The 14,969-nt window shown below is 64.0% G+C and carries 15 protein-coding genes; 3 read left to right on the top strand and 12 right to left on the bottom strand.

Going from position 1 to position 14,969, the window contains the following annotated elements; translation table 11 throughout:
- From C2L71_RS03575 to C2L71_RS03530, 10 genes are all read right to left on the bottom strand, one after another.
- Nucleotides 1-207, bottom strand: a complete 207-nt coding sequence (locus tag C2L71_RS03575; protein WP_103264470.1) for a 4Fe-4S binding protein — start codon at nt 205-207, stop codon at nt 1-3.
- A gap of 92 nt (nt 208-299) precedes the next feature.
- Nucleotides 300-1,061 (bottom strand): hypothetical protein, encoded by a 762-nt coding sequence (locus C2L71_RS03570; RefSeq protein WP_103264414.1) that lies wholly within the window; start codon nt 1,059-1,061, stop codon nt 300-302.
- On the bottom strand, nt 1,058-2,839 hold the full coding sequence (locus C2L71_RS03565) for an AMP-binding protein (protein WP_103264413.1): 1,782 nt from the start codon (nt 2,837-2,839) through the stop codon (nt 1,058-1,060). Before C2L71_RS03565 ends, C2L71_RS03570 begins: the two co-directional genes overlap by 4 nt.
- Before the next feature lie 122 nt (nt 2,840-2,961).
- Nucleotides 2,962-3,546, bottom strand: a complete 585-nt coding sequence (locus C2L71_RS03560; protein WP_103264412.1) for a helix-turn-helix domain-containing protein — start codon at nt 3,544-3,546, stop codon at nt 2,962-2,964.
- A 153-nt stretch (nt 3,547-3,699) separates the two neighbouring features.
- Nucleotides 3,700-4,671 carry a class II fructose-bisphosphatase gene (gene glpX, locus C2L71_RS03555; protein ID WP_103264411.1) on the bottom strand — a complete coding sequence of 324 codons (972 nt, stop codon included), beginning with the start codon at nt 4,669-4,671 and terminating at the stop codon, nt 3,700-3,702.
- A 56-nt stretch (nt 4,672-4,727) separates the two neighbouring features.
- Nucleotides 4,728-6,083: a transcription antitermination factor NusB gene (locus tag C2L71_RS03550; RefSeq protein ID WP_239926282.1), complete on the bottom strand. Its 1,356-nt coding sequence runs from the start codon at nt 6,081-6,083 to the stop codon at nt 4,728-4,730.
- A gap of 103 nt (nt 6,084-6,186) precedes the next feature.
- Nucleotides 6,187-7,140: a methionyl-tRNA formyltransferase gene (gene fmt, locus C2L71_RS03545; RefSeq protein WP_103264409.1), complete on the bottom strand. Its 954-nt coding sequence runs from the start codon at nt 7,138-7,140 to the stop codon at nt 6,187-6,189.
- Nucleotides 7,141-7,142: 2 nt separating this feature from the next.
- The gene (gene def / locus C2L71_RS03540) at nt 7,143-7,697 is read right to left on the bottom strand and encodes a peptide deformylase (protein WP_103264408.1); all 555 of its coding nucleotides are present in this window, start codon (nt 7,695-7,697) and stop codon (nt 7,143-7,145) included.
- A gap of 183 nt (nt 7,698-7,880) precedes the next feature.
- A complete protein-coding gene (locus C2L71_RS03535) occupies nt 7,881-8,810 on the bottom strand; it encodes an SPFH domain-containing protein (RefSeq protein WP_103264407.1) in 930 nt (309 codons plus the stop codon).
- Entirely contained in the window at nt 8,807-9,235 is a 429-nt protein-coding gene (locus C2L71_RS03530) for an NfeD family protein (RefSeq protein WP_103264406.1), read from the bottom strand. Before C2L71_RS03530 ends, C2L71_RS03535 begins: the two co-directional genes overlap by 4 nt.
- Before the next feature lie 188 nt (nt 9,236-9,423).
- Between C2L71_RS03530 and C2L71_RS03525 the strand changes: the two genes are divergently transcribed.
- Nucleotides 9,424-10,092 (top strand): 5-formyltetrahydrofolate cyclo-ligase, encoded by a 669-nt coding sequence (locus tag C2L71_RS03525; protein ID WP_204600450.1) that lies wholly within the window; start codon nt 9,424-9,426, stop codon nt 10,090-10,092.
- A 47-nt stretch (nt 10,093-10,139) separates the two neighbouring features.
- Here the strand turns inward: C2L71_RS03525 and dnaG are convergent, their stop codons facing one another.
- Together dnaG and C2L71_RS03515 are read right to left on the bottom strand one after the other, a co-directional pair.
- On the bottom strand, nt 10,140-12,023 hold the full coding sequence (gene dnaG / locus C2L71_RS03520) for a DNA primase (RefSeq protein WP_103264404.1): 1,884 nt from the start codon (nt 12,021-12,023) through the stop codon (nt 10,140-10,142).
- A gap of 10 nt (nt 12,024-12,033) precedes the next feature.
- Nucleotides 12,034-12,225, bottom strand: a complete 192-nt coding sequence (locus C2L71_RS03515; protein WP_103264403.1) for a hypothetical protein — start codon at nt 12,223-12,225, stop codon at nt 12,034-12,036.
- Between the two features lie 230 nt (nt 12,226-12,455).
- Between C2L71_RS03515 and C2L71_RS03510 the strand changes: the two genes are divergently transcribed.
- Together C2L71_RS03510 and C2L71_RS03505 are read left to right on the top strand one after the other, a co-directional pair.
- The gene (locus C2L71_RS03510; protein WP_103264402.1) at nt 12,456-13,622 is read left to right on the top strand and encodes a baeRF8 domain-containing protein; all 1,167 of its coding nucleotides are present in this window, start codon (nt 12,456-12,458) and stop codon (nt 13,620-13,622) included.
- 118 nt (nt 13,623-13,740) lie between these two features.
- Entirely contained in the window at nt 13,741-14,964 is a 1,224-nt protein-coding gene (locus C2L71_RS03505; RefSeq protein WP_103264401.1) for a deoxyguanosinetriphosphate triphosphohydrolase family protein, read from the top strand.
- The last annotated feature ends 5 nt before the right edge of the window (nt 14,965-14,969 follow it).

The raw sequence follows: 14,969 nt of genomic DNA, 5'->3' as shown, positions 1-14,969 counted from the left end.
CTACCTCTCAACCGTAATCGCGACGTCCGGGCACATGAGGGCGCACGACATGCAGCCCGTGCACCGCTCCTCGTCGATCAACGTCGCCGGATGGTAGCCCTTGGCGGTGATCCTGGCTTGATCGAGCTCGATGATATGCGTGGGGCATGAGTCGACGCACAGACCGCACCCCTTGCAGAAATGATCGTCTACTATGATCCTCGGCATTCTGGAACCTTCCTCGTCTTCGTGCACCTGCGCGGCGGCGCAGGCCCCGCCCGCGATCGCTCGTCGCAGCGAACGCGGAATGCAGCCCTGCGTCATTCCCAGGGCGTGCGTACATATACTTGCACAGGATAGAGCGTTTCCGGAGTCTTATTCGGCCCAAAGAGCCCACTTTCCCGGTCGACGAGCCGAGTGGGCACAGTGGTGCACGCAACCGGCAGGCCCAGCTTGTCGGCCACAGCACGCGCGAAGGGCACCCCGCGCGCAATCGTCTGCTCGTCGGTGTCCTGCTTCAAATGCGTGTTGTTCACGACGGCGGTGGCTGCGAGACGCGCCTTCGCCTCGATCTCGCGAAGCACGGCCGCAGCCTCCTCGGGCTGCTGCGTGAGGTTGCGTCGAGCATTGACCACGTAGAGCATCTCGTATGGAGCTCGATCGATGGCGGGCGCAAACCGACCGAGCGCCGTTGCCCCCGCATCGTCGCCTCCCGCGTCGATGATCAGCACCCGCTCGCACAGATGGCGGGCTGCCGCGGCCGGATCGTTCGACCTGCAAAACTCGGCGGCCTCGGGAAGTCTCGAAGCCTGCGCCTGCTCGATCTCGGTCGACACCCGGCCGGATATGCTCGGAGCGTCTAGCGTAGTGCCCGCCATGACCGGTGCGACCACCTGCACGCCGCGTCCTTCCAGCAACGATCGATAATCGCTCGAGCGAAAATACGGGTTCACCACGTCCAGATCGGCCAACGTCACGTCATGCCCGTCCGCTGCTGCATCGAGCGCCAGGTTGATGGCAAAATTGGTCTTGCCCACCCCATAGTGCCCGCACACGACAATAACGGGAGCAGACGCGATCACACCAGACCCTCGGGGGTTTTAGCCGCTTCGTCTTCCTGGCGGATGGCAGCGCGGCGGATCTTGCCGTTCACGGTCTTGGGCAGCGCGTCTACATACTCCACGATGCGGGGATACTTGTACGGCGCGGTCCGGTGCTTCACCCAAGCCTGCAGCTCGCGCGTGAGCTCGGAGGAGCCGGAGAAGCCCTCGGCCAGCACAACGGTGGCCTTCACTGCCTTGCCGCGCGTGGGATCGGGCACGCCAGTGACGGCGCACTCGCGTACGGCCTCGTGCTCCAGGAGCACGCTCTCGATCTCGAAGGGACCGATGCGATAGCCGCTCGACTTGATGACGTCGTCGTTCCTGCCCACGTACCAGAAGTAGCCATCCTCGTCGCACCAGGCGGTATCGCCGGTATGGTACCAGCCATCACACATGGCCGCTTCGGTCTTTTCTGCATCGCGGTAGTATTCGAGCATGATGCCGGGAGCCTTCTGGTGGATGTCGATGCATACCTCGCCGGTCTCTCCCGTATCGCAACGGGTGCCGTCTTCGCGCTGGATCTCCACGTTGTACAGCGGCACCGGCTTTCCCATGGAGCCCGGACGCGGCACCGACCCCGTGAGGTTCGCAATGGTGAGCGGCGTTTCGGTCTGGCCGAAACCCTCGTAGATGGTGAGCCCCGTGTGTTCCTTCCAGAAGTCGAACAGATCGGGGTTCAGCGCCTCGCCCGCCGTCGTCGAGTACACGAGCGTGGACAGATCGAAGGCGTCCACGTCCTCGGCCATCATCATGCGGTACATCGTGGGCGGACAGCAGAGCGTCGTGATGCCGTACTTGCTGATGAGCGAGAGGATCTCGGCGGGATGGAAACGATCGAAGTCGTACGTGAACACGCACGCTTCCATGAGCCACTGGCCGTAGTACTTACCCCACACGGCCTTGCCCCAGCCCGTATCAGCGATGGTGAAATGGAGTCCGTCAGGCTGCACATTGTGCCAGTGCTTGGCCGTCACGAGGTGCGCGATAGCGTACTCGGAATCATGGAGCACCATCTTGGGATTGCCCGACGTGCCGGACGAGAAGTACATGAGCATGGGGTCGGACGCCAACGTGGGCACACGCGCGAAGTCTGCGGAGGCGGTGCGCACGCCCGTGTTGAAATCGAGCCAGCCCGCGCGCTCAACGGGCGCGGCGCAGATGCCGTCCGGACCGGACAGGGCCGCGCCCAGCGGCAGACCGTCATCGGGGAACACGAGGTTGCCGTCCGCGTCCTCGGGCGTGAGCCCGCCGCCCGCTCCATTCACGAGTATCTTCGCCTCGAGCGTCGGGCATGCCGCATCCACGTTGTCCACCACGTCGGCGATATCGCCGAGAGAGGTGGCGATGATAGCCTTGATCGACGCGCCGTTCAAGCGATATTCCAGATCGTGTTCCTTGAGCATGAAGGTGGCCGGCACCATGACGGCACCCAGCTTCGCGAGCGCCGTCGCCACGAACCAGAACTGGTAATGGCGGCGCAAGATGACCATCACCATGTCGCCGCGGCCGATGCCCGCTTCGGCCAAGAAGTTGGCCGTCTTATCCGACCAGCGCTTCATGTCGGCGAACGTGAAGACGTGCTCCTCGCCCTCGGGGTTGCACCACACCATGGCGCGGCGGTCAGGATCGTTCTCGGCGATGTCGTCGACCACGTCGTAGCCGAAGTTGAAATTCGCAGGGCACTTCACGACAAAATCGACGAGCAACCCTTCCTCGTCGTAGGTTTCTTCGACGAAGCGGAGATTGATGTCTCTCATATTGGTTTCTTCCCTCTGATATGCGATGCGGCAGCACGGCCGCTGGACGGATAAAACGATACGGTATACGGCGCTAACCGAAGGCCCGTTGCGCACCTGCGGAACGGAAACGGCGGCAGCGCCTAGATAATCGTCTCTCCATGGGGCTTCATGACGATGGCGAGAAACGTGCACGGCTCGCCGCCCGTTGCAATCATGCCGTGACCGCGGCCCGAATCGTACATGAGCAGATCTCCCGCCTCGAGCTCTTCGATATGATCCTCGTAGGCGAAGCGCATCTTGCCGGAGATGATGAAGTCGAGCTCCTGGCCCACATGGTAGGACAGGTGAATGGGCTCGTTCTGCTCTTCCTCCAAAAACGGAGCCGTGACCAGAAACGGCTCGGCAAGCTTGTTCTTGAAGTGCGGGGCCTTATGCAGGTACTCGAAGCCCGCACGGCGCTTGATGGACAGACCATCGGCGGCACGTGTGAGCGAGTATCCCGACAGATGCGGATTCTCGCCGGTCAGAAGCTCGATGACGTCAACGCCCAAACGGTCGGCGCATTTGTATAAAAACGTGAACGACAGATCCTGCTCGCCCGACTCCTGAGCGGCGTATTCAGAAACGGACCGCCCCGTGGCGTTGGCCATTTCCTGCATGGTGATGTCGAGGTCCTCGCGCAGCGCCCGAATGCGCCCCGCCACCTCTTTGATGTTCGGCTCCACAGTCGCTGGACCTCCTTCTCATAGCTCGCGAAGACACCGATGCTCAGGCGCCTCCTGGTGAAAAAACGCTCCTATTGTATAGCAAACTGCTCCCATTCGAGCGTTTTTGGAGAAAATACCCGCACTCTCCGCGAGCGGCGGTTCCGCTCGCGGCTACCTGAATCGTACCGCGCCGGTTTCTCCGCGATGGCACGTCTTGACAAAACGCACAGTCCGATCAGCTGCATTCATGAGAACGCACTCGGTGACGATCGAACCGTCAGCCCTCGTCACCCCAGAAACCATTTCGCCGTCAGTCACGCCGCACGCGACGAAGGCCGCATCGTCAGATCGCACAAGCATATCCATGGTCAGCACGCCGTCAAGGTCCACCTCGGCCGTCTGCTCGGCCCGACAGCGCTTCTCCTCGCCGTCCTCGTCCAGGTCGAAGCGCAAACGCCCTTCGAACACGCCGCCGATGGCTTTGAGGCCCGTACAGGCAAGCACTCCCTCGGGAGCGCCGCCCGAACCAAGGTACAGATCAATGCCCGTCCCCGGCACCGCCGTCGCGATGGCTCCGAATACGTCTCCGTCGTCTATGAGGCGTATGCGCGCGCCGGCTGCGCGCACGGCGGCTATCAGATCTTGATGGCGCGGGCGATCGAGAATGCATACGACCACGTCTTCCACGGACTTGCCGAGCGTTCTGGCAACGGCGGCCACGTTCTCGGCCGGCGCCTTGTCAATACCGACTACGCCCGTACAGGCGGGCCCGGCGGCGATCTTGTCCATGTAGGTGTCGGGCGCGTACAACAGCGTTCCTCGTGGCGCCACCGCAACGGTCGTGAGCGCGTTGGGCTTGCCGAACGCGCACAGATTCGTGCCCTCGAGGGGATCGACCGCAATATCAAGTTCTTCCCCGCCAAGCCCCAGCTCCTCGCCGATGAAGAGCATGGGAGCCTCGTCGCGCTCGCCTTCGCCGATGACGATCCGCCCGCATATATCAAGGTCGTTGAAGGCGTCGCGCATAGCTGTCGTGGCCGCTTGATCTGCCGCCGTCTTATCGCCTCTCCCGATCCAGTTTGCCGAAGCGATGGCCGCTTTCTCAGCGACGGCGAGCATATCCAGAAGACGCGCGGGGTGCATGGGGCTCCTTCCTTCGGGGTTTACCGTCCTCACATCGCGGCGATTCTACCACGTCGCTACGTGCGAATGAATCGAACTGCGAAATGGGCGTCCGAGGATCCGGCGAGCAGCCGCGTCGCCACGCACGAGCGGCCTGCGATAGGAACAAGCTTGAACCTCGCACCCGCTTCGCTCGAAAGGAACGACTGCACCACGCCGCTGTTCTCCTCGTTCGTCACCGTGCACGTGGCGTAGGCCAGTATGCCGCCGCGTGCGACATGCCCAGCAGCCTCTTCAAGCAGCGCGAGCTGCGTGCGGGCGAACGAAGCGATGGACTCGGGCTTCAAACGCCAACGGATCTCGGGATGGCGGCGCAGCGTGCCCAAGCCCGAGCAGGGCGCATCGACGAATACGGCATCGAAGAGCCTCTCGCCCACGACCGCTCCCAAATTGAGTGCGTTTCCCGTCAGCGCCTCGGATACCCGAACATCGTACTGCGCAACGCGATCGAGCAGGATCCTCGTCTTGAATTCGTGGTTATCCAGCGTCGCATACCGCTCTATCTGAGCGCCGTACGTGCGACAGGCGTCGCTTTGAAGCAGAATCGTCTTCGTGGCGCGGCCGGCTCCGATCTCCAAAAACGAGCCAGGCTTTATCTCCGGCAGCACCGAGGAAGCCACGAGCTGGGAAGCGGCGTCCGACACGAGCAGCCTGCCCTGCGCGAGCAGCCGTCGAAGCTCTGGCACGAGCAGCGAACGGCCGTCGGACACGAGATAGCAGCCCGGCACGCTCACCTCGCCGATGCTGGCAGGCTCGATGCCTTCTCCAGCTTTTTCAAAGACTGCCAGCACATCTTCGTCGCACGTCTTCACGGCGTTCACGGCCACAAACAACGGTGCGGGCTGGTTCGAGGCCCGCATGAAGGCAAGGGCGTCCTCAAGGCCGAGATCGGCGACAAGTCTGCGCGTCAACCATGCAGGAAACGCATGCAGGCGCGCGAGCGCCTCTGAATCGCGCGCGGGATCGCCGAAGGGAAACGACGCCTTCAGCATGACGATCTTGCGCAGCACTGCATTGGCGAGACCCGCCGCTCGCGGCGCAATCGAGCGCACGAGCTCGACGCCTTGATCGACAGCCGCATGGGGCGACTTGTCGAGGAATACGATTTCATAGGCTCCCAGGCGCAGGGCATCGCGCACGTCGGGCTGCACGTCTGACGGACTTCGCAGCGCTCGGTCGACGATCTCGTCGAGAGTCCCTTGCGCGCTCACCGCTCCCAGCACAAGCTTCGTGGCGAACGCACGATCCTCGGGCTCAAGATCGGAAGAATCGATGCGCTTCGCAATAATATCCTGCGCGAATGCATCGCGTTCGCGCACCAGGCGCACCGCTTCGAGCGCCGCGAGGCGCGCCGGACTCACCTTCGAGTGCATGGCGGAACGAGGCGCGCGTTGCGCGTCCTGCGGGCTTTTCGAGGGCCGGCCGCCACGGGGGCGCGATGCGCGGGGCGCGTCTGCGCGAGAGGCATCGCGGTGATCAGCCATGGAGGCCCTCCCACGTCGAGCCGGTCTTGATGCCCTGTATGCCAGCCGCAAACGCCTTCGCGTCCATCTCCTGCTTGCCATCCGGTTTGAGAGACAGGACCTCCACGGCACCGTCCGAGGCGCCCAGCAGCAACCGCCTCGCAGCGAAGCGCACCTCCCCCGGTTCCATGCCAGCGGCAACCCGGCGGCCTTCCTCGTCTCCTGGTTCGCTCAGAGTCCGCACGGTCACCGCGCGCCCCGCGACGACGGCGCGCGCCGGGTGCGCCTCGCTCGAGGCGCGTACTTTGCGGACCAGCACAGCCGCCCCATCGCCAGGGTGCAGATCGAGCTCCCCTTTCTCGATCTTGGAGGCGTAGGTCGCCTGCGTCTCGTCCTGTTCCTTCCAGTCGGCCGCCCCTCGCTCCACATGGACGAGCGCCGTCAACAGCGCATGCGATCCGAGATCAGCCAGCTCATCAGTCAACTCCCCCGCGCTCTTATTGGCAACGTCGGCTTTGCGGCAAACGCAGTACGCTCCCGTATCGAGACCTTCCTCCATGCGCATGATGCACACGCCGGTTGCCTCGTCTCCTGCGAGAACGGCGCGTTCGATAGGAGCGGCTCCGCGCCAACGGGGCAGCAGGGATGCGTGTACGTTCAAGCAACCGTACGTGGGAATAGCCAGCACCTCGGGTGGCAGGATGGCGCCGTAGGCGGCCACGCAGATGACGTCCGGCTCAAGCGCGGCCAGCTCGCATTGAACGTCGGCAGCGCGCAGCGTGCGCGGCGCGCGGACTTCGATCCCATAGCGGAGAGCCGCTTCCTTTACCGGCGAAGGCGCCAGACGCCTGCCGCGGCCGCGCACCGCGTCGGGACGCGTGTAAACAGCCACAACCTCGTGCTGCTGCACGAGATTGTCTAGAATCGCAGCGGCGAACGCAGGCGTGCCCATGAACACGACGCGCATGATCAGCGCACCTGCGGATCGAGCGACGTCTCGCCGGGGCGCGCCCCAGCCGCAAGCGCCACCTCGTAGTCGCGCAGCGCCTGCAGACGCGTCACGGGGTCGCACCGCTCGAACATGGTGATGCCGTCGAGATGGTCAAGCTCGTGCTGCAGACAGCGCCCAAGCAGCCCGTCGCCTTCCACTTCCCATTCTTCTCCATCAAGGTCGAAATAGCGTACGCGCGCAAAGGGCGGGCGGGCAATGGACACCGAAATACCGGGACAGGACAGACACCCCTCGCCCAGCACGATCGGATCGCCTTCGGTGGACACGAGTACAGGGTTCACGAGCACGAGGGGGTTCTGCGCACCCGTTTCGTCCTGGTCGCAGTCAATAACCACGAGGCGCTTGGTCACGCCCACCTGCGGCGCGGCGATGCCGCAGCCGTCGTTCTTATACATGGCCTTGGCCATCTGCTTGGCCAGCTTCTTGAGGCCTCGATCATCCAGATCACACGGTTCGCACACCGTGTTCAGCACCGGATCGGGCGATTGCACGATAGTGATCACGTTCAGCACGTCCTTCGCTCTTCATAAGGAAACGCGGCGCCGTACGCGCCGCGGATGCGGTCATGGCCCCATTGTCCGTTCTTGAGTGAACATTGTCCAGTGGCCTGCGGAAAAGCTCCATAGAACGCGAGGTCAGAAGGCAGGCGTACAGGCGTGCACGACGCTTTCCGCGCACACCTGCAATCGCTCGTCCTACTTGCCCTGCTCGTCGTCGACGACGATCTCCTTGAGGCTGGCGGCCAAACCCGCCATGCCCTGGATCTCGGAGGGGATGATGAGCTTCGTCGCCCGTCCGTTGGCAACGCTCTTCAGAGCCTCGAAGGCCTGCAGCGTGAGCACTGCCGAATCGGCGCCGGCCTCGCGCACCATGCGGATGCCGTCGGCGGTAGCCTGCTGCACGTTCAGGATGGCCGACGCCTCGCCTTCGGCCTCGCGAATCTGCTTCTCCTTCTCGGCCTCGGCGGCCAGGATCACGGCCTGTTTCTCCGCTTCGGCAGCCAGGATCTGAGCCTGCTTGTTGCCCTCGGCCACGGTGATGGCCGACTGCTTCTCGCCTTCTGCCAGAAGAATGGCCTCGCGCTTCTCCCGCTCAGCTTTCATCTGCTTCTCCATGGCCTGCTGGATGGCGGCCGGCGGCGTAATGTTCTTGACCTCCACCCGGTTCACCTTGATGCCCCAGGCATCGGTGGCCTCATCCAGGATGGAGCGCATCTTGGCGTTGATGGTGTCGCGCGATACGAGCGTGGTATCCAGCTCCAAGTCGCCGATGATGTTGCGCAGCGTGGTTGCCGCCAGGTTCTCTATGGCGACGAGCGGGTTCTCCACGCCGTAGGTGTAGAGCTTCGGATCCATGATCTTGAAGAACACGACCGAGTCGATGGACATGGTCACGTTGTCCTTCGTGATGACGGGCTGGGGAGGAAAGTCGGCCACCTGCTCCTTGAGGGTCACATAGGGACGCACCCGGTCAATGAACGGCACCTTCACATGCAGGCCGTTGCTCCAGGTGGTCAGGTACGAACCCAGGCGCTCGACGACGGCGGCCTCGGCCTGCGGGACAATCTTGATGCACGTGACGCTGAACAGCACCACGAGCACCACGAGCACGATGAGAAAGATCATGACGGTTTCCTTTCGACGATGAGTTTGACGCTCTCCTGCCCGACCACCACCACATTCTCGCCAGCCGGGATAGGCATCCCATCGGCTGAGCGAGCAGCCCAGGTCATGTGGTCGGCCGTCTCAACGCGGCCGACGAAGCGGTCGTTATCGACAGCCTCTCGCACGACGGCCTCCTGGCCGACGACGGTGGGCTCTTCGAGCTTGCCGCGGTCTCGGTATTTCACGAAGACGGGCCGCAGCACGACCAGGCACAGCACCGACACGGCTAAGAACACCGCGATCTGAACGAAGGGATCGACGGCGCACAGATTCGCCGCGAAGGCGGCAAGCGCGCCGACGACGAACCACATGGTTATAAGGCTGAGCGAAGCAATCTCGACCACAGCCATAACCGCGGCAACGATCAGCCAAACGAAGGGGCTCATGGCGCCTCCTTTCTGTCGTGCTAGAGCATACCATATCCCACCGCCGACCAAGGCGGGCTGCCCGGGCCTTCCGCTGCTCATGGCACTCGTGCCGCACAGAGGCGTCCCCGCGTCCAGCCGGCGCGTGCGCCGTGCGGATCCGGCGCCGTATGCCGTTTCGAAGACCGCTTGCTGCTATACTGGCCGACATGAACAGACCTGCCGAAACATCGGATGCAGCAACCCGGAAGAAGGCGGGCGCCCGCGCCCGCGCGCTCGCCCTGCGCGACGCCATACCTCCCGACGAACGCGCGCGCCGAAGCGAGGAGCTGTGCACACGGCTCACGACATGCTGCGCGCAGGCCCTGCGGCCCGGTGCGCTCGTCGCCGTATACTGCGCCATGGGAAGCGAGCCCGACCTGGCGACCTTCGTGCACGAAGCGCTTGAGCGCGGCTGCCGCGTGTGCGTGCCCTGTATGATGCGCGCCGCCGAGGCCGCCGGCGCGCCCGATCCGACCCGTCCGTCAGCCACATCCGCGCGGGTTCGTATGACGTTCTTCGAAGTGGACCGGGCGACCTTCGACGCGCGCGAGGCGGCGTTCATCGCAGCGCCCGCCAAAGCCATCGCCTCATGCGATCCTGCTCTCGCGCCGTTGCGGGCCGTCGACCCCTGCGACATCGATGTGATGGCGGTACCGCTTGTCGCCTTCGACGACAACGGCTGCCGCCTTGGATACGGCGGCGGGAATTACGACCGGTTCCTTGGGAATCTGCGCGACGACGCGATCGTTATGGGCATAGCGTTCGCCGAGCAGAGGTTCGACAATCTGCCCGTCGAAGCCCACGACGTGCCGCTCCCCCGCATCGAATTCTGTTGAGGTCGAAAAAGCGAGCACGTCCCGCGGCCCGACCGAGCAGCTGCCTTTTACGAGGAAGCGAGCGGCCGGTGGTTCTGACGCCGACGCCCTAGATCCTTCTGCATGGCGGCCACGGCCTCGTAGAGCATCTCGTACTCGTCGGCGGGCATGCGCGCAGGATCGGCGAGCCGGGCCTTCAGCGCGGCTACAGCATCTTCGACATCGCCGATGGCAAGCTCCTCCACAAGGAAGGCCGCCAATGTATCGGGCTCGGCCGCATCGGTCATGGATCCCGAGGTCAAGATGCTCGCGGCCGCAGGAAGCGCCTGCGCCGCCCTCGTGACAACAAGCGCGGCGGGGGCGGCGGGGTTCTCCGCAAGCGTGTCGAGCAAACTCTGCGCGACGAGTGCATGCGCCCGTCCATGCCACTGCGTCTGCGCCAGCGCATCGGCATGGCGCAGCGCGAGGTCGGGGCGCTGAGCCGCAAGGCTCAGCAATTCGCGCTCGAAGCGGAGCCGGTTGAGCTCGGCCCGAGGCAGATCTGCGCCAGCCTCGGCAACCGATCCCGGATCCGCCGCCGGCCCGTCAGAACGCTCCTCCGCAGGACCGTCGTCCTCCGCGCGAGGAGGCTTGAGGCGCGCCAGCTGGTCGATCACATCCTGCTCGCGAGCCCGCACGCTCGTGGCGATCTGCACAGCATAATCGCGCGCGAGCATGGAGTCCTTGATGGGGGCCAGCACCTGTAGCGCATCGACCAGTGCCGCAGCGCGCCCTTCAGCACGTCCGAGGTCGTGGCGAGCCAGGCGGCGCTCGATGCCGTACTTCAGCAGCGGTTGGGCGCATGCGATGAGCTCCTGCAGTTCGTCGGCACCGCGCTGAGCCACAAAGTCGGCCGGGTCGAGGTTGTCCGGCAGCGTAACGGCAGCCAACTCGATACGGCTCTTGCCCGCTTCGGGCGTCATGGAATCGTCGATGAACGCGAGTGCGCGATCGGCGGCGCGCTGCCCCGCCTCGTCGCCGTCGAACAGGTACACGATACGGTGCCGAGCATGACGCGACAGCAGCCGGATGTGGCGCATGGTCAGCGCGGTGCCGAGCGTCGCCACGGCGTTCTTCACGCCCGCCTCGTGCAGCGCGATCACGTCGGTGTAGCCCTCCACCACCACGGCCACGCCCGTCGATGCCATGGCGGCTTTCGCCTTGTCCATGCCGTACAGAACCTGCGACTTGTGGAACAGCGGCGTCTCCTGAGAGTTCAGGTACTTCGGTTCCCCCTTGCCCACCACGCGGCCGCCGAAGGCGATGCACTCGCCCTGCGGGTCGTTGATGGGGAACATGATGCGGTTGTAGAAGCGGTCGCGCAGCTTGCCGTCGCCTTTGCCGACAAGCGCGACGTTGGCCTGCGACATCTCCTCGGCATTGAATCCCGCCGCAGAAAGGTGCCGCACGAGCTGGCCGCGACCAGGGGCAAACCCAAGCTGCCAGGTTTTCGGCACGTCGCCGCCCAAACCGCGCGCGCTCAGGTACCTGCGTGCCGACGAAGCGTCGGGTCCGGGGTCGCGCATAAGCTGGCGATGGTAGAACGCGGCCGTCTCGGCGCAGACCGCCTTGAGGCGCGCCTTGCGATTGCCGCCGATGCCCGGCCGGCCGTCGGCGACGGCGATGTCGATGTGCGCTCGATCCGCCAGCCGCCGAACCGCCTCGGGAAACGACAGGTCCTCCGTCTTCATGATGAAGGAGAACACATCCCCGCCCTCGCCGCAGCCGAAGCAGTGCCACAGCTGCGTGGAGGGGTCGATCTTGAACGAAGGGGTCTTCTCGTTGTGCAAAGGGCAGCAGCACCAGAAGTCGCGTCCGCGCTGCTTCACCGGAGAGCGCTCGCCGATAACCGCCACGAGATCGGATGCCTCGCGAACCTTCTGGATGTCCTCCTCGCTGATGGTTCCCGCCATGAAGAAGCCTCTACCTCCGCCTGTTCTGCTTCGAGAGCACAATATTCACCAAGAACAAGACCCCCAGGCCAATGGAGGGCAGCAGCTCTCCCAGGCCAACACCGCCCTCTCCCGCGTTCGCGTACGCCCATGCCAAGCTGACCGCCATCATGATGAAGCTCAGCACCGCGATGGCCGCGTACACTCCGCTCCGATCCTTCATGCGCCGCCCTCCCTTCATCGTGCCGCACGGTTTCGCACAGTATAGCGCAAGCCCGCACGCTTCCAGCCGAACCGTCAGGCGAAAGCGGCGACCTCAATGCCGGGTCGCCAACCGCGCGCTGACAAGAAGGCTGCGGGTGCGCTCGCATCCGAGTCCGCTGGTATGCTGGAAGCCTGCGAACACGGCGCGGCTTCTCGACGCGCACGGCACCCGACACGGAGGTTACTACAATGGAAGACGGCATTTCGACACTTGCGAATTTCGACTCGGCCCTCTTCGAGCATGCGAATCCCCCGCTTGCATCGATCTACCTGCCCCTACACGGCCGCGCCGGCGCCGAGGAGGATCGCGTCCAGTTCAAGAACCTCGTGGAAGAGGTGCGCAGTAAACTCGCCCAGGAGTACGAGCATCGCGAGCACGCCAACCTCGATGGGCGTCTCGACGAGGTCGCCATGCACCTCGAAGACCTTGCAGGCGGCGCGTCCGGCGGAAGCCTTGCCGTGCTCGCGAGCAACGACCAAGTCTACCTGTACCGAATGGACTACGCTGCAGGTCCGCTCGTATTCGTGGGCGAACGATTCTACACGCGCCCCTTGCTGCGCGAATTACAGTTCGGTTCGCGCTACTTCCTTCTTGGACTGTCGGCCGACCGCTTCGCTTTCGTGCGCGGCGACTTCGGCTCACTCGACCGCGTGGAACTTCCCGCCGATGTGCTCGATGAGTTCAGCGAAGAGTTCCCGCTCGTGTACGACGGCCATGAAGGAGCGCTGGACTACTCATCGCTTGAGAACCATCTGCCGCCCTACCACGGCTACAAGTCGCGCAAGGAAGTACGCAAGGAGGAGGCGGGCAAGTTCTTCCAGCATGTGAATGAAGTGGTGACCGACCATCTTGTGCGAGGAACCGATCTGCCCGTGATCCTCGTGAGCTTGCCCGAGCATCAAACCGCGTTCCGCCGCATCTCAACGATCCCTCATTTGCTCGACGAAGGCATTGAGAAGGACATTGGCGGACTCGAGGCGCCCGAGCTGTTGGATGCAGCGAAAGGCGTGCTCGAGCGCGAACGCGCCGCACGAGCAGGCAGACTGCTGAACGGGTTCGGCGACGCAGAGGCGCACAACCGCGCAACGACCAACCTCGAGACAATCGGACTCGCGCTGGTCGAGCGCAAGGTACGGGCGCTGTTCTTGACCGAAGGGGCCTATATTCCCGGCGGTTTCAACGACGAGACCGGCGAGGTGTACCTGTTCGAGCGCGAGCCACACGGCCGCTTCCAGGGACCCGAGCTGGCCGACGGCTTCGTGCGAGCCGCGCTCGCGCAGGACGCCGAGGTTTACGAGCTTCCCCCCGAAAACGTCCCTGGCGATAGCGGCATCGCAGCATTGTATCGGTATTGAGTGGAGCGGGCCTCCCGAACGCCCGCAACCGGCTCTTCGGGCGCTCTCATGCTCTAGCGTCCCAACGGGTACCGCTGTGCGCTACAATGTCCTCGATCGCAACGAAAGAGGACGCCGCATGGAACACGCACCCATCCCGTACCGCACGCTCGACCCCGAGATCGAAGCAGCCATCCGCGCCGATCGGGCCTCGGGGCGCGCGAATCCGCACGCTTTCGACGATGCGGACGTCGTGCGGCGCGAACCCAATCTCCACGACGATGCGACGCTCGCTCGGCCTGCGTTCGCGCGCGATATCGAGAAGATCCTGAACGTGCCGGCCTACAACCGATACGCTGGCAAAACCCAGGTGTTCTCCTTCGTTGAGAACGACGACATCTGCCGACGGGGCCTACATGTGCAGCTCGTGAGCCGCGTCGCACGCGGCATCGGCTCGCTTCTGGGTCTCAACTGCGAGCTCATCGAGGCCATCGCCCTCGGCCATGACGTGGGCCATACGCCGTTCGGCCACGCCGGCGAGCGTTTCCTGAGCAAGTGCTACCATGAGCGAACGGGACGTTATTTCAACCACAACGTGCATTCCGTGCGCGTGCTCGATCGACTGTACCGTCGCAACGTGAGCTTGCAAACGCTCGATGGCGTGCTGTGCCATAACGGCGAGTTCGCCCGACAGGTGCTGCGCACCGGCGATACGGCCGCCTTCGAGCAGCTTGACGCGCTCGTGGAAGCCTGCGCGGCCGACGAGCATGCCATCAAGGAGCTGCGCCCCTCCACGCTGGAGGGCTGTGTCGTACGCGTCTCCGACATGATCGCCTACGTGGGCAAGGATCGTACCGATGCGCTCGATATGGGCGTGCTGGACTCGCTTGACGCGTTCGAAAGCGACTACATCGGCCGCGACAACGCGCGCATCATCAACAACCTGACCGTCGACATCGTCAACAACTCCTATGGAACCGATCGCATCGCTATGAGCGAAGAGGCGTTCGCCGATCTCAAGCGCGCCAAGCGCCAGAACTACGAGTTCATCTACGAACGAGAAGGCATGGTGTGCGGCGCGGGCAACATCGTGGAAGAGATGTTCGAAGAACTCTACGACCGGCTGCTGCGCGATCTGGAAACGGGCGACGAAGCCTCGCCGGTATTCAGGCACCACGTGGCGAGCCTATGCGCGAAGTCGCGCAGCGTGACACCCGAAGGGTATCTGCGCACCGAAGCGAATCAGATCGTCGTCGATTACTTGGCCTCCATGACCGACAGCTACTTCATGGCCCTCTACGCGCACCTGTTCCCACGAAGCGACAAGCACATCATCGCCAGCGGCTACTGCGCCGACCTGTAGCATTC

This window comes from Enteroscipio rubneri, from assembly GCF_002899715.1.
In the GTDB taxonomy this organism is placed as follows: domain Bacteria; phylum Actinomycetota; class Coriobacteriia; order Coriobacteriales; family Eggerthellaceae; genus Enteroscipio; species Enteroscipio rubneri.
Note: the sequence above shows the minus strand (reverse complement) of the source record. Positions and strands in the feature narration are given on the sequence as shown.

Bases quoted from the DNA above. Each gene is read 5' to 3' on its own strand.
- fmt (WP_103264409.1), bottom strand. From the start codon at position 7,140: ATGCGCGTCGTGTTCATGGGCACGCCTGCGTTCGCCGCTGCGATTCTA.
- C2L71_RS03575 (WP_103264470.1), bottom strand. From the start codon at position 207: ATGCCGAGGATCATAGTAGACGATCATTTCTGCAAGGGGTGCGGTCTG.
- C2L71_RS03505 (WP_103264401.1), top strand. From the start codon at position 13,741: ATGGAACACGCACCCATCCCGTACCGCACGCTCGACCCCGAGATCGAA.
- C2L71_RS03565 (WP_103264413.1), bottom strand. From the start codon at position 2,839: ATGAGAGACATCAATCTCCGCTTCGTCGAAGAAACCTACGACGAGGAA.
- C2L71_RS03515 (WP_103264403.1), bottom strand. From the start codon at position 12,225: ATGAAGGATCGGAGCGGAGTGTACGCGGCCATCGCGGTGCTGAGCTTC.
- C2L71_RS03530 (WP_103264406.1), bottom strand. From the start codon at position 9,235: ATGAGCCCCTTCGTTTGGCTGATCGTTGCCGCGGTTATGGCTGTGGTC.
- C2L71_RS03535 (WP_103264407.1), bottom strand. From the start codon at position 8,810: ATGATCTTTCTCATCGTGCTCGTGGTGCTCGTGGTGCTGTTCAGCGTC.
- glpX (WP_103264411.1), bottom strand. From the start codon at position 4,671: ATGCACCCCGCGCGTCTTCTGGATATGCTCGCCGTCGCTGAGAAAGCG.
- C2L71_RS03525 (WP_204600450.1), top strand. From the start codon at position 9,424: ATGAACAGACCTGCCGAAACATCGGATGCAGCAACCCGGAAGAAGGCG.
- C2L71_RS03550 (WP_239926282.1), bottom strand. From the start codon at position 6,083: ATGCACTCGAAGGTGAGTCCGGCGCGCCTCGCGGCGCTCGAAGCGGTG.
- dnaG (WP_103264404.1), bottom strand. From the start codon at position 12,023: ATGGCGGGAACCATCAGCGAGGAGGACATCCAGAAGGTTCGCGAGGCA.
- C2L71_RS03510 (WP_103264402.1), top strand. From the start codon at position 12,456: ATGGAAGACGGCATTTCGACACTTGCGAATTTCGACTCGGCCCTCTTC.